The 12992-nt window shown below is 64.2% G+C and carries 13 protein-coding genes; 10 read left to right on the plus strand and 3 right to left on the minus strand.

Translation table 11 applies throughout. The features are described 5' to 3' along the window. Positions 1–18: 18 nt before the first annotated feature. From O5O53_RS06055 to O5O53_RS06065, 3 genes are read left to right on the plus strand one after another with little or no spacing between them, the layout of a single operon-like run. Positions 19–552: an FxsA family protein gene (locus O5O53_RS06055; protein ID WP_269509921.1), complete on the plus strand. Its 534-nt coding sequence runs from the start codon at positions 19–21 to the stop codon at positions 550–552. Then, positions 553–2130 carry an apolipoprotein N-acyltransferase gene (gene lnt, locus O5O53_RS06060; protein WP_269509924.1) on the plus strand — a complete coding sequence of 526 codons (1578 nt, stop codon included), beginning with the start codon at positions 553–555 and terminating at the stop codon, positions 2128–2130. Between the two features lie 4 nt (positions 2131–2134). Beyond that, the gene (locus tag O5O53_RS06065; RefSeq protein ID WP_437177845.1) at positions 2135–3130 is read left to right on the plus strand and encodes a polyprenol monophosphomannose synthase; all 996 of its coding nucleotides are present in this window, start codon (positions 2135–2137) and stop codon (positions 3128–3130) included. An 81-nt stretch (positions 3131–3211) separates the two neighbouring features. Here O5O53_RS06065 and O5O53_RS06070 read toward each other — a convergent pair whose 3' ends face one another. Further along, positions 3212–3589, minus strand: a complete 378-nt coding sequence (locus O5O53_RS06070) for an RNA polymerase-binding protein RbpA (RefSeq protein ID WP_070473852.1) — start codon at positions 3587–3589, stop codon at positions 3212–3214. A 115-nt stretch (positions 3590–3704) separates the two neighbouring features. On the opposite strand from O5O53_RS06070, the gene O5O53_RS06075 reads away from it, so the two are divergent. Both O5O53_RS06075 and O5O53_RS06080 read left to right on the plus strand, forming a co-directional pair. Beyond that, on the plus strand, positions 3705–4055 hold the full coding sequence (locus O5O53_RS06075; RefSeq protein WP_420840227.1) for a hypothetical protein: 351 nt from the start codon (positions 3705–3707) through the stop codon (positions 4053–4055). 7 nt (positions 4056–4062) lie between these two features. Then, positions 4063–4773 (plus strand): YceI family protein, encoded by a 711-nt coding sequence (locus tag O5O53_RS06080; protein WP_269509931.1) that lies wholly within the window; start codon positions 4063–4065, stop codon positions 4771–4773. A 151-nt stretch (positions 4774–4924) separates the two neighbouring features. Here O5O53_RS06080 and O5O53_RS06085 read toward each other — a convergent pair whose 3' ends face one another. Continuing rightward, positions 4925–6244 carry an SAM-dependent methyltransferase gene (locus tag O5O53_RS06085; RefSeq protein ID WP_269509934.1) on the minus strand — a complete coding sequence of 440 codons (1320 nt, stop codon included), beginning with the start codon at positions 6242–6244 and terminating at the stop codon, positions 4925–4927. A gap of 134 nt (positions 6245–6378) precedes the next feature. Between O5O53_RS06085 and O5O53_RS06090 the strand changes: the two genes are divergently transcribed. The 5 genes from O5O53_RS06090 to O5O53_RS06110 all read left to right on the plus strand — a co-directional run bounded on the left by O5O53_RS06090 (position 6379) and on the right by O5O53_RS06110 (position 12533). Continuing rightward, positions 6379–7716: an NAD(P)/FAD-dependent oxidoreductase gene (locus tag O5O53_RS06090; RefSeq protein WP_181888409.1), complete on the plus strand. Its 1338-nt coding sequence runs from the start codon at positions 6379–6381 to the stop codon at positions 7714–7716. 265 nt (positions 7717–7981) lie between these two features. Further along, positions 7982–10099 carry a pyruvate formate lyase family protein gene (locus O5O53_RS06095; RefSeq protein ID WP_269509937.1) on the plus strand — a complete coding sequence of 706 codons (2118 nt, stop codon included), beginning with the start codon at positions 7982–7984 and terminating at the stop codon, positions 10097–10099. A gap of 45 nt (positions 10100–10144) precedes the next feature. Then, positions 10145–10396 carry an autonomous glycyl radical cofactor GrcA2 gene (gene grcA2 / locus O5O53_RS06100; RefSeq protein ID WP_181888407.1) on the plus strand — a complete coding sequence of 84 codons (252 nt, stop codon included), beginning with the start codon at positions 10145–10147 and terminating at the stop codon, positions 10394–10396. A 3-nt stretch (positions 10397–10399) separates the two neighbouring features. Then, positions 10400–11275, plus strand: a complete 876-nt coding sequence (pflA, locus tag O5O53_RS06105) for a pyruvate formate-lyase-activating protein (protein ID WP_181888406.1) — start codon at positions 10400–10402, stop codon at positions 11273–11275. A 187-nt stretch (positions 11276–11462) separates the two neighbouring features. Next, the gene (locus O5O53_RS06110) at positions 11463–12533 is read left to right on the plus strand and encodes a magnesium and cobalt transport protein CorA (protein ID WP_181888405.1); all 1071 of its coding nucleotides are present in this window, start codon (positions 11463–11465) and stop codon (positions 12531–12533) included. On the opposite strand, the gene O5O53_RS06115 is transcribed toward O5O53_RS06110, so the two are convergent. Continuing rightward, entirely contained in the window at positions 12534–12983 is a 450-nt protein-coding gene (locus O5O53_RS06115; protein WP_239355745.1) for a PaaI family thioesterase, read from the minus strand. Between the last annotated feature and the right edge of the window lie 9 nt (positions 12984–12992).

Genomic DNA, 12992 nt, shown 5'->3' on the forward strand with positions numbered 1-12992 from the left:
CCAGGTACGCTCGTGGCCATGCCGATTCCTCTTCTCGCATACTTCCTCGTCGAAGCGCTCGCATTCTTCCTGGTGGCCAAGGCCATCGGTGTCGGCTGGGCGCTTTTGGTCATCTTCGTGCTCATGATCGCCGGCGGCGCCGCAGCCAGCTTGGCGCTGCGCAACTCGCTGCTGCAGGCCGCGCACGGCCAATCCAGCGTGGGCAAACTCGCGGGAGATTCCGCGCTGCTCATCGGCGGCTGGACGCTCTCCGTCATCCCGGGCTTCGTCACCTCGCTCATCGGCCTGCCGCTGGTGTTCGGGCCGACGCGGGCTGTGATCCGCAAGACCATGACCAAGCGGGCGCGCGCCGCCGTTGAGAACCTCGGCGTGCGCGTCTACGACGCCACCCCGATGGGCCAGTTCCAAACCAGCTACGGCTCCTTCAACCAGCCGGGCGACGCGCAGCCGCAGGAGCCGGTCATCGAGGCCGACGAGCTCGAGCAGTGGTACCGCATGGACAGCCCCGAGGACCCGCAGGATCCAGGTGACAGCACCGGCGGGGCACGTTAAGTGCCGGCGTTTCTCCGTTTCGGCCTCGCGGCCTTCTCCGGCTGGCTGGTCTACCTCTCGTACGAGCCGATCGGCCACTGGTGGGCCGCAGTCCCCGGCATCGCGCTGCTGTGGCTCACACTCATGCCGTGGCCTAGGCGCGCCACCGCGGCGCTGGGCATGGCGGGGGAGGCGCAGGAGCGCCCGTCCGCCCGCTTCGGCGCCCTGCTCGGGTTCACCCACGGCCTGTTCTGCTACCTGTTCCTGCTGCCGTGGGTGGGCGAGTTTGTCGGAGCCATGCCGTACATCGCGCTGGCGATCACGATGGCGCTCTACGCTCTGGCCACCGGCGCCTTCGGCGTGTTGGTGGCGCGCTGGCGCTTCGGCGCGTTCGCGTTCCCGCTGGTCTACCTGGCGGTTGAGTTCGTGCGCTCCTCATGGCCCTTCGGCGGGTTCGCGTGGGTGCGCTTGGCGTGGGGCCAAATCAACGGCCCGCTGGCGGCACTATCGGCCTGGGGTGGGCCCGCGCTGGTCACCGCCGCCACAGTGTTCGTGGCGGTTGGGTGCATCTCGCTTCTCGACGCCACGTCGCGCCGCCCCGCCGTCGCCGCCATCATCCTGCCGTTGGCCGCCGGTCTCGTCGCCAACCTCGGCGTCGGCAAGGACAGCTCCACCGTCGACGAGGCCCGCGTAGGGGCCGTGCAGGGCAACGTGCCGCGCATGGGCCTGGACTTCAACGAGCAGCGCCGGGCGGTGCTGAGCAACCACGTCAACGAGACGCTGCGCTTGGCGGAGGAGGCCAAGGAATCCGGAGAAAAGCTGGACATGGTGTTCTGGCCGGAGAACGCCTCCGACGTCAACCCGTTTGCCGACAAAGAAGCCGAGGCGCTGGTGGGCGCGGCGGTGCGTGGCGTCGATACGCCCCTGCTGGTGGGCACGCTCACCCGCGACGACGTCGGCGCCCGCAACACCATGGTGGTCTTCGATCCGGACACTGGGCCGGGGGAGCGCCACGACAAGCGCTTCCTGCAGCCGTTCGGCGAGTACATGCCCATGCGGGACTTCTTCCGCAACTTCTCCGACCTGGTGGACTTGGCGGGCGACTTCAAGCCCGGAAGCGACAACGGCGTGGTGCACATGGGCGGCATCCCAGTAGGCGTGGCCACCTGCTACGAGGTGGCGGAAGACGAGGCGTACCGCATGGCAGTGCGCGACGGCGCGCAGATCTTGTCCACGCCGACGAACAACGCCACCTTCGGTTTCACGGACATGACGTACCAGCAGCTGGCGATGAGCCGGATGCGCGCGATCGAAACCGACAGGGCAGTGGTGGTTGTCGCCACCTCGGGTGTCTCGGCGATCGTGCACCCGGACGGGCACGTGTCCCAACAGACGGAAATCTTCGAGCCCGCGCACTTGATGGAGACGCTTCCGCTGCGCACCGGCACGACGCCCGCGGTACGGTTCGGGCAGATTTTGGAGTGGTTGTTGGTCGTCGCCGGGGCGGCACTCATGGTTGCCGCATCCGTGTCCGCGCGCCGCAGCGGGCGGGGGTATGCTCCTACCGGACAACAACAGCGTAAATACGAGGAGAATTAGCGCCGTGGCCAACCAGACTCTGGTGATCATTCCGACCTACAACGAGGTGGAGAACCTCCCGCTTATCGTCGAACGCGTGCTGGCTACGAAGGATGCCGTGGACATCCTCGTCGTTGACGACAACTCGCCGGACGGCACCGGCGCGAAGGCCGATGAGCTCGCCGCCGCACACGACGAGGTCAACGTGTTGCACCGCACTGGCAAGGACGGCCTGTTGGCCGCCTACCGCGCCGGCTTCAACTGGGGCCTGGAGCGCGACTACCAGGTGCTGGTGCAGATGGATGCCGACGGCTCCCACGCGCCGGAGGAGCTGCACAGGCTTCTCGACGCGCTGGATGACGGCGCCGATCTGGCCATCGGCTCCCGCTACATCGAGGGCGGGGAAGTGGTCAACTGGCCGAAGAAGCGGTTCCTTTTGTCCAAGCTGGGCAACCAGTACGTCTCGGTCGCCCTCGGCACCGACGTGGCGGACATGACCGCAGGCTACCGCGCCTTCAAGCGCGAGGTGCTGGAGGAGCTGGACCTGGACTCGCTGTCAAAGAAGGGTTACATCTTCCAGGTGGAGATCGCGCACAAGGTGGACAAGCTGGGCTTCGACATCCGCGAGGTGCCGATCACGTTTGAGGACCGCAAGCTCGGCGAGTCCAAGCTGGATGCCAGCTTCGCCACCGCATCGCTGGCCGAGGTGACGAAGTGGGGTGCGGCGGACAAGGCCACCTTTGTCAAGGACTTCACCTCTGAGACCGTGCGCCAGTTGGTGTACGCCGTGGAGCACTCGAAGCTTTCCGACGTCCGACGCAAGGCCGCCGACGAGCCAGAGCAGATCATCAACGCGCTCGGCGAGTTCGGTTCCGTGGCCAAGCACGAAATCGACAACGCCAACCTGGGCAAGGTCCAGTCCAACGCCGCCCGCCGCGTCAACGACGCAATCCACCTGGGCGAGGAGACCGTCCGCCAGGCGCTCCACGCGCTGGGCGTCGACGGCAAGCGTAAGAAGTAGCGCTACGAAATGGGGGAAGTGCCCGCCCCCGCGAGAGAGTTTCGCGGGGGCGGGCACTAGCGTTAGCCGTCGAAAAGCTACCTAGCTCTCGTTAGCCTGCTGCTGCTCCTTGGCGATGCGGGCGGCGGTGCGGCGGCGCTTGCGCAGCTGCTCCAGGCGCTCCTCGAGCAACACGTCGAGTTCCTCGATGCTGCGGCGCTCACGCAGCATGTCCCAGTGAGTGCGCGGCGGCTTGGCGGGCTTGGACTCCACGCCCTCGCCCTCCATGAGGGTGCCCACCTGGCCGTTCTTGCACATCCACTCCTCGGGGATTTCAGCGTCGTCCGCGAACGGCACCTCGAACACCTCGCCGTTGGGGGTGCGGTACTTCGCCATCTGGCGTGGCGCGAGATCGTGGTCGCGGTCCGTTTCGTAGCTGACTGCACCCATGCGGCTTCCGCGAAGAACTCGATCAGCCATGGCACTCACCATCCTTTTCAACCCGTTTGTTTTCAGTCGCTCCAGTATAACGGTGCAGTTCCGCGAATTGTTCCCGGCTACTTTTGCGTAATCGACAGTTGTAATACACTGCATAATTGTGACGGATAAACTACGTGCTCTTACCAAGAAGCAAGCCGTGTGCGCATGGTGCGGGAAGGAAATCCCCGTCAACCGTGGTCGCGGCAGGAAACGGAAGTACTGCGGGCCGTCGTGCAAGCAGCGTGCGTACGAACAGCGCACGATGCTAGCCGGCACGTCGGTCGACGAGGATGCGGTGATTTTGAACCGCAACAAAGTGGCCGAGATACGCGACCGCTTGTTTGCGCTGCGCTGCGCAGCGGAGGACATCCGCACGGCGGCCGCGGAGGGCGCGGGGCCTGACGATTTGGCTCCGCTTTGTGACGAATTAGTAGAATTAGCCCAGCAACTTGAAAGGCTGAGGTGATTTCCAGGTGGAGAAAAGCGCGGCAACCAGCGCAAAGACACGAACAACCCTGATCGTTGTCGTATCCATTTTCATCGTCGCGGCGGTGCTGGTGGCCATGGTTCCGCTACTCATGACCCTGTTTAAGGGCGGCGGCGTGAAGACGGAGGGCATCACCGCCGACAAGGTTTCGGCCGCCTCGACGGACATCGACGGCGACTGGGAGGTGACTAACCGCCCAGGCGACAACGTCACGTCCGCCGGTTTCACCTTCGAGGAGGTGCTGCCGGGCGAGCGCCGCAGCACGTCGGCGTCCACGCGCGGGGTCACAGGCTTCGCGACCATTGACGAAGGCACGCTGACCGCCGGCGAAATCACCGTCGACATGCAGCACCTGTCGTCCGACAGCGACAAGCGCGACTCGTCGGTGCGCCGCCGCATCTTCCACACGGACGAGTACCCGGAGGCGACGTTTAAGGTCACGCGTCCGGCTGACGTTTCCGGCGTTCCGGAGGACGGCACTGTGGGGTCCGTGGAGCTCACCGGCGAGCTGACTATTCATGGCAAGACGAACGACATCACGCAAGAGTTCGACGTCGCGCGCTCGGGCGACCATCTGATTGTCGCGGGCGACATTCCGATCAACCGCTTGGACTACGGCGTGGAGACCCCGGAGCTCGTCGCGGCGAAAATCGCCGAAGAAGGCGAAGTCAATGTCCGCATCAACATGACCAAGTAGATGGTCTTATTTACGTAACGTTACGTTAAAAGGGGCATATGGAAGGGCGTCGGGCGCGAGGAGTGCTCGGCGCCTTTTATGGTTCCACCATATATAACTGTCCGATAATGTACATTATGTCAAGTAACGTTCTCCTGGTTGGGGCTCCTGCCTAGCGACGGCCTCTCCTGTTCCGCCGCGCCAACGTGATCTGAGCCAGATCGATCATCCCCAGCCGCGCCATCGCTTCACGTAACGCGAACTGCCATACCCACAGGCGGCGGAACACGGCGTCGTAGCCGTCTGCCGCCGCGTCGCGCAGCTTGCCGTCAAACGTGATGCGCTGCAGGCGCAACGACGCCACGAGATGCTCCGGCGCCGACGTCTGCGCCACAACGCGCAGATCCGTCTCGCGGTCGACCGTCTTGCCGATCTCCGCAGCCGTCGTGAAATGCAACCCCGGCCAGATGTACGCCCGCAGAGACTCCAACGCGAGATCCGCCGTCCGGTTGTACGCCTTGGCGCGCACCACGGTTTGCAAACCAGCTCTGCCGCCCTGGCCCAGCAACGCGTCCACAGCGAGCAGATACTGCCGCTGCTGTCGCCGTGGCATCGTCTCCAGCATCTCCATGCTCACAACTGCGTCATAGACCCCGCGGCGCTGCTTTGCCACAGCGTCCGGGCCTTCCGCGATGCGGTCCACAGTGACCGATCCGTCCGTGCCTGCCAGCACGAGCTGCTCGCGCATGGCCGCATACAGGCGGGCGTCGCGCACGACCGCATCTACAGTCGCGCCCCGTTCTGCCGCGGCGAAAGCAACCGCTCCGCCGCCGGACGGATACTCCAACAGGTGCGTACCCGCACCCGCCCCCAAAAGGTCCAAAATAGCTCGTACGCTGCGGGTTTGCGCGTCCTTCAGGTCCGCGCGGTCAGACTCTAACGGGGACCCGAATTCCGTCACGTCGACGAAATGATCCCGAGGTTCACGGCCCCTACCAGCACCTTTGGTGTGCGACTTCACCCGCATGCGCTCCGTGGTGGCCACGCCTGTGGAAAAATGGCCCTGAAATGCGCTGAGCCCGTCTCCGGAAAAATGGGCCACCAAGTCCGGCGGCAGCTCGCCCGGTGTCGCGGGCCGCACCGCGTCCACCCTACGGGTGCGCGGGAGGTAGCCGGTGCGCAGGAGGGCCGTGAGGACGTCGACAAGCTGCTGCGAACCCCCGGTCGACCACTCTCCCGCCATGTAGCCCTCCGCGAGCCCGACCCACCCGCTCGCGGCGATGCGCTGGAACACCTCCGCGCGCTCAACCGTGAGATCCGCGCCGTCGCCCTCGAAGGACAGTCCCGCTTTCGCGCACGCGCGGGCAAAGCCCGCCTCCGCAAGCCTCGTGCGTAATCTGCCTGGCTGCGGCACTGAAGCCACTCCCGGCCAAGCGTCTGCATCGACCGACTGTAGGTGCGCTGGGGTGTTCGCGGGAGTGCTCTCGGACATTCCTCGGATGCTACTGCGCCGGCAGCTCAGATGCGGAGTGCCACGGCGGAGCCTGGCCGCGCGGTTTGCTGGCGGGCGCGTACTATGTATGCCGTTCCGATTAATTACGTCATTGACCCGAGGAGATATCACTCATGGCCTCTCAGGTGTACCGCCCCGAAGGTAGCCGCCACCACGTCGTCATCGTGGGCGCAGGTTTTGGCGGCGTGAACGCGGCAAAGGAGCTCGCAGATGCAGACGTCGACATCACGCTGATCAATAACACCAACCACCACCTCTTCCCGCCGCTGCTGTACCAAGTGGCAACCGGCCTGATGTCCTCCGGTGAGATCACCGGCGACGTGCGCCAGATGTTCAGCAACCAGCAGAACGTCCGCGTCGTGCGCGGCACCGTAGAAACGGTTGACGTGAAGGCGAAGACCGTCACCTCCGTCGAGGGCGGCAAGGAATCGACCTTCTCCTACGACTCGCTCATCGTCGCCGCCGGCGCTGGCCAGTCTTACTTCGGTAACGACCACTTCGCCGAGTTCGCTCCGGGCCTGAAGACGCTGGACCACGCGTTTGAGATCCGCGCCCGCCTCATCGCCGCCTTCGAGCGCGCCGAGCTTGCCGAGACCCCGGAAGAGCGCGACCGCCAGCTGACCTTCGTCATCGTCGGCGCTGGCCCGACCGGTGTGGAGCTGGCTGGCCAGGTGGCAGAGATGGCGCACCGCGCGTTCACCTCCGGCCGCTACTCCTTTAGCACCGAGCAGGCCAAGATTTACCTCCTTGACGGCGCTCCGCAGGTGCTGCCGCCGTTTGGCAAGCGCCTGGGCAAGAAGGCGCAGCGCGAGCTTGAGAAGGCCGGCGTGACCGTCATCCTCAACGCGATGGTGACCAACGTGGATGCAGAGAGCGTGACCTACAAGGACATGAAGTCCGAGCAGGAGACCACCATCAGCACCCCGACCAAGATCTGGTCCGCCGGTGTGGCCGCTTCCCCGCTGGGCAAGCAGGTCGCAGACCAGCTCGGCGTTGAAGCAGACCGCGCGGGCAAGGTCGCGGTCAACGCCGACCTGTCTGTCGGCGACGATCCGAACGTCTTCATCGTCGGCGACATGATGAGCCGCGACCGTCTCCCGGGTGTGGCGCAGGTGGCCATCCAGTCCGGCGCGTACGTCGGCAAGATCATCAAGGAGCAGGTCGAGCACGACGTCGCACCGGAGAGCCGCGACCCGTTCGAGTACTTCGACAAGGGCTCCATGGCCATCATCAACCGCTTCAACGCTGTGGTGAAGATGGGCAAGGTGGAGATCACCGGCTTCATCGGTTGGCTGATGTGGCTGGGCGTGCACCTGTCCTTCCTCACTGGCACCCGCAACCGTCTTGTGGCTGCCACCGAGTGGACCACCAACGCCTTCTCCCGTGCCCGCCACAACCTGGCGGTAACTGAGGGCCAGCTTGAGGTCTCTGAACTGGACAACGAGAAGTAGTCCCTCGCCTTTTTCCGGGCGTGCTGTAGCCGCGCCTCTCCCCCGGCCCCGAACCTGTTTACCCAGGCTCGGGGCCATTTTTCGTCCCGCTTAGAGCGTAACCATTCGAGTGGGAAGAATCACACCTATCGTATTACCTTTATTGTTCTCACGTCCCCTACAATCGTGTGTGAGCGGCCCGCGCTTTGAAAGTACATGGGCATGTTGATTGGGCAAGTGCAGCCGCGAGAGATCCTCATAAGCTTTACCGAAGGACTGTGCAACTGTGACTGTTTCTACAGAGCCGCAAACCGAAAACCGCGCGTGGGAAGGCTTCACGCCGGGACCGTGGAAGGAACGCATCGACGTTCGCGATTTCATCCAGCGCAACTACACCCCGTTCGACGGGGATGCTTCGTTCCTCGAAGGCGCCACCGAGAAGACGCTGCGCCTGTGGGACTACCTGGACAAGAACTACCTCGCCGTCGAACGCGAGCGCCGCGTCTACGACGTCGACACCGAAACCCCCGCCGACATCGACGCGTTCAAGCCGGGATACATCTCGGATGACGACGATGTCATCGTCGGCCTGCAGACCGACACCCCGACCAAGCGCGCGATGATGCCCAACGGTGGCTGGCGCATGGTCGAGCAGGCCATCAAGGAGGCCGGCAAAGAGGTCAACCCGGACGTGAAGAAGATCTTCACCCAGTACCGCAAGACCCACAACGACGCTGTCTTCGATATCTACACTCCGCGCATCCGCGCAGCCCGTTCCTCCCACATCGTCACCGGTCTTCCGGATGCCTACGGCCGCGGCCGTATCATCGGCGACTACCGCCGAGTGGCGCTCTACGGCGTGGACTTCCTCATCGAGGAAAAGCAGCAGGCCAAGGACGCGTCCGTGGAGAAGGGCTTCTCTGAGCACTGGGCACGCTACCGCGAGGAGCACGCCGAGCAGATCAAGGCGCTGAAGAAACTGAAGAAGATGGCCGCAGACTACGGCTTCGACATCTCCGGCCCGGCAACCAACGCGAAGGAAGCCGTGCAGTGGACCTACTTCGGCTACCTCGCCTCCGTGAAGAGCCAGGACGGCGCCGCCATGTCCATTGGCCGCCTCTCCCCCTTCCTGGACGCGTACTTCGAGCGTGACCTGGCCAACGGCACCCTGACCGAGGTTGAGGCCCAGGAGATCATCGACGCACTGGTGATGAAGCTGCGCATCGTGCGCTTCCTGCGCACCGAGGACTACGACCAGATCTTCTCCGGCGACCCGTACTGGGCAACCTGGTCCGACGCCGGCTTCTCCGAGGACGGCCGTCACCAGGTGACCAAGACCTCGTTCCGCCTGCTGCAGACGCTGCGTAACCTCGGCCCGGCGCCGGAGCCGAACATCACCATCTTCTGGGACCCGGAGCTTCCGGCGGGCTACAAGGAATTCTGCGCCGCAATCTCCATCGAGACTTCGTCTCTGCAGTACGAGTCTGACAAGCAGATCCGCGGCCAGTGGGGCGACGACGCCGCCATCGCCTGCTGCGTGTCCCCGATGAAGGTGGGCAAGCAGATGCAGTTCTTCGGCGCCCGCGTCAACGCGGCGAAGGCTCTGCTCTACGCCATCAACGGCGGCCGCGACGAGGTCACCGGCAAGCAGGTCACCGACGGCGACCACACCCCGATCCAGGGCGACGGCCCGCTGGACTTCGACGAGGTCTGGCAGAAGTACGAGGAGATGCTCGACTGGGTTGTCGGCACCTACGTCGAAGCGCTGAACATCATCCACTACTGCCACGACCGCTACGCCTACGAGTCCATCGAGATGGCGCTGCACGACTCCGACATCGTCCGCACCATGGGCTGCGGCATTGCCGGCCTGTCTATCGTGGCGGACTCCCTCTCGGCGATTAAGTACGCCAAGGTCACCCCGGTCCGCGACGAGACCGGCCTGGTCGTCGACTACATCACCGAAGGCGAGTTCCCGTTCTACGGCAACGACGACGACCGCGCGGACGACATTGCCGCCACGGTGGTGCACACGGTGATGCAGAAGATCAAGGCCATCCCGATGTACCGCGACGCCATCCCGACCCAGTCGGTGCTGACGATCACCTCCAACGTGGTCTACGGCAAGGCCACCGGTTCCTTCCCGTCCGGCCACAAGGCCGGCACCCCGTTCGCACCGGGCGCCAACCCGGAGAACGGCGCGGACAACCACGGCATGGTTGCTTCCATGCTCTCCGTGGGCAAGCTCGACTACAACGACGCGCTGGACGGCATCTCGCTGACCAACACGATCACCCCGACGGGCTTGGGCCGCAACAAGGAGGAGCAGGTGACCAACCTGGTCGGTGTCCTGGATGCAGGCTTCATCATGGACAACGCCGACTCGGTCATCAACCCCGCCTAACCAAGACTTCCCCATCCACCTTTTCACTCTGAAGGAGACAACATCATGGCTACCCCTACTTTCGACGAGCGCCTCGCTTCCATGAAGGCTTCCCGTTCCGCTCACCACATGGACTCTGGCCTGTACCACGCAAACATCAACGTGCTGGACGAGTCCACCCTTGAGGACGCAATGGAGCACCCGGAGAACTACCCGAACCTCACCGTTCGCGTCTCCGGCTACGCTGTCAACTTCGTCAAGCTGACGAAGGAGCAGCAGCGCGACGTTATCTCCCGTACCTTCCACAAGGGCGCTTAATATATGGCGCAGGACGGAACTAGCGGCGTCGTCACGCTTTCGCCCGAACAGGGCGAGCGCGTGCGCGGCGTCGCTGCCGGTTTAGGCGGACTGTCCACCGACGACCTGGAGATCACCCGCCCCGAGCTGTTCGAGGCCCGCCGCACAGGCGAAATCGGCCTCATCCACTCGTGGGAGCTGGTCACAGCTGTCGACGGCCCCGGCACCCGGATGACCATCTTCTTGTCCGGTTGCCCGCTGCGGTGCAAGTACTGCCACAATCCGGACACGATGGAAATGAAGGAAGGCACGCTCGAGCGTATCGACGATGTCGTGCGTCGCGTGCTGCGCTACAAGCCGGTCTTCAGCGCTTCCGGTGGCGGGCTCACGCTCTCTGGCGGCGAGCCGCTGTTCCAGATCGCGTTCACGCGCCGCCTGCTGAAGGCGGTGCACGACGCGGGCGTGCACACCACGATCGACACGTCCGGCTTTCTTGGTGCGCGACTCACCGACGAGGACCTGGACAATATCGACCTCTTCCTGTTGGACGTGAAGTCCGGCGATTCGGAAACGTACGAGCACGTGACTGCCCGCCAGCTGCAGCCGACCATCGACTTCGGCGACCGGTTGCATGCGAAAGGCAAGCCCGTGTGGATCCGCTTCGTGCTGGTGCCCGGCCTGACGGACAGCGAAGAGAACATCCGGAACGTCGCCGACATTGTCGCGCGTTGGAAGGGCACCGTGGAGCGCGTCGAGGTGCTCCCCTTCCACAACATGGGCGCCGATAAGTGGGAAAAAATCGGGCTGGATTATGAGCTGGCGGACGTCAAGCCCCCCAGCCCGGAGGCTGTCGAGCACGCGCGCGACATCTTCCGCAGTCGCGGGCTGACGGTGTTCTAGCGGCTTTTCGCCCGGGTGGACACCCGGGCGCACCCCCGCTAGACAACCGTCGCGATCAGCGTAGTATTACCTAAGTTGTCGAGCGCGCCAGGGGCGCACTCTCCCGCCGCACGGGGGCCACTGCGCCGCAGCGCCAAGATCCTGCATTGCTACCGGCCCCTCGCACGAGTGAAAGGGGGCTGAAGCAATGCCACCACGTATTCCAATGCCGGGTCAACGACCGAAGAAGGTACAGCCCCCCACGCGCAGCATTCCGGTCCCCCTCGAGCGCCAGATCGATTTCTGCCGCGTCTTTGTGGACGGCAAACGCCAGCCGGGCAATGTGCGGATGTCGCACGCGCTCGAGGTTGTGGAGCGCTACGAAAACGCCTTCGTGTGGCTGAGCTTGAAAGAGCCGACCACGGAGCAGATGGAGAAGATCGCGGAGGTCTTCGACATCGAGGACCTGGTCGTCGACGACGTCGTGGATGCGCACCAGCGCCCGAAGATCGAGCGACACGACGAGCAACTGTTCATGGTTGTGCGGTCCGTGTCCTACCGCGACGATGAAGAGGTCGCGGACGCCCGCGAAATCATTTCCACCGGCGAGGTGCAGATGATCGTCGGCGAAAAGTTCGCCATCACCATTCGTCACGGTGCTCGCCTGCCGGACCTCACGCCAAAGCTTGAGGACGAAGAAGATCTCGCCGTGCTCGGCCCCACCGCCGTCGCTTGGGCGGTGTCGGACTACCTGGTGGATAACTACCTCAAGGTCGCCGACTTGCTCGAGGACGACGTGGACGAGTTGGAAAATGAGGTGTTCACGCCCCGCCGCACCATCAACATCGACAAGATCTACACCTACAAGCGTGAGATTTTGGAGATGCGGCACGCAATCGATCCGCTCGCTCCTGCCCTGCGTAACGGCCTGACCAGCAACAAGGACTTCATGCGTAAGGTCCTGCGCACCTACTTCCGGGACGTGCAGGACAACTCCACGATCGTCAGCGACCGCCTGTCCGGCTTCGACGAGCGTCTGACGTCGCTGCTCGATGCGTCGGTAGCCAAGATCACCATGCAGCAGAACTCGGACATGCGCACCATCTCCGCTGTCGTCGGCATGGCCGCGGTGCCGACGCTGATCGCGGGCATTTACGGCATGAACTTCGAGCACATGCCGGAGCTTGGGTCGCGCTACGGCTACCCCGCCGCGCTTTTGGTCATGCTTTTGGCCATCTCCGCGATGTGGTGGTGGTTCCGCAAGAACAACTGGCTGTAGCTAGCGGTCCAGCACCATCAGCTTCAGGTTGGTTACGGCGGCCAGCTTGCCGTCGGCTGTCATCTCCACGCGCCACAGGTGCGTGCGCTTGCCGACGTGCACGGGTTCGGCCACCGCGCGAATCGTCTGGCCTAGCTGCACGCTGCCGAGCAGGTCGGTGTAGTTGCTCATGCCTACTGCAGGCTTCGCGCTCGCCGCCACGGCTGCGATGGAGGCAAGCGTCTCCCCGATCACGCAGTACAGTCCGCCGTTGACGATGCCGGTGGGCTGCAGGTGGCGCTGCTCCACCTCCAGCGCCCCATCGAGGCGGTCTTTGGAGCAGTACGTCAGCTTCAACCCCAGCGTCTGGGCGAAATCAAACTCGCCGGAATTGATGTAGGACAGCTCTTCTTCCGTCAGAGGGGCCTCGATGACCTCTCGGTACAGGCGCAGATTCTTCTCCATGTCCATGCCGGCCAA

Origin of the sequence: Corynebacterium faecium, assembly GCF_027257105.1 — a bacterium.
Classification (GTDB): domain Bacteria; phylum Actinomycetota; class Actinomycetes; order Mycobacteriales; family Mycobacteriaceae; genus Corynebacterium; species Corynebacterium lehmanniae.

Bases quoted from the DNA above. Each gene is read 5' to 3' on its own strand.
- O5O53_RS06055 (WP_269509921.1), top strand. From the start codon at position 19: ATGCCGATTCCTCTTCTCGCATACTTCCTCGTCGAAGCGCTCGCATTC.
- O5O53_RS06070 (WP_070473852.1), bottom strand. From the start codon at position 3,589: ATGGCTGATCGAGTTCTTCGCGGAAGCCGCATGGGTGCAGTCAGCTAC.
- O5O53_RS06085 (WP_269509934.1), bottom strand. From the start codon at position 6,244: ATGTCCGAGAGCACTCCCGCGAACACCCCAGCGCACCTACAGTCGGTC.
- O5O53_RS06090 (WP_181888409.1), top strand. From the start codon at position 6,379: ATGGCCTCTCAGGTGTACCGCCCCGAAGGTAGCCGCCACCACGTCGTC.
- grcA2 (WP_181888407.1), top strand. From the start codon at position 10,145: ATGGCTACCCCTACTTTCGACGAGCGCCTCGCTTCCATGAAGGCTTCC.
- pflA (WP_181888406.1), top strand. From the start codon at position 10,400: ATGGCGCAGGACGGAACTAGCGGCGTCGTCACGCTTTCGCCCGAACAG.
- O5O53_RS06110 (WP_181888405.1), top strand. From the start codon at position 11,463: ATGCCACCACGTATTCCAATGCCGGGTCAACGACCGAAGAAGGTACAG.
- O5O53_RS06115 (WP_239355745.1), bottom strand. From the start codon at position 12,983: ATGGACATGGAGAAGAATCTGCGCCTGTACCGAGAGGTCATCGAGGCC.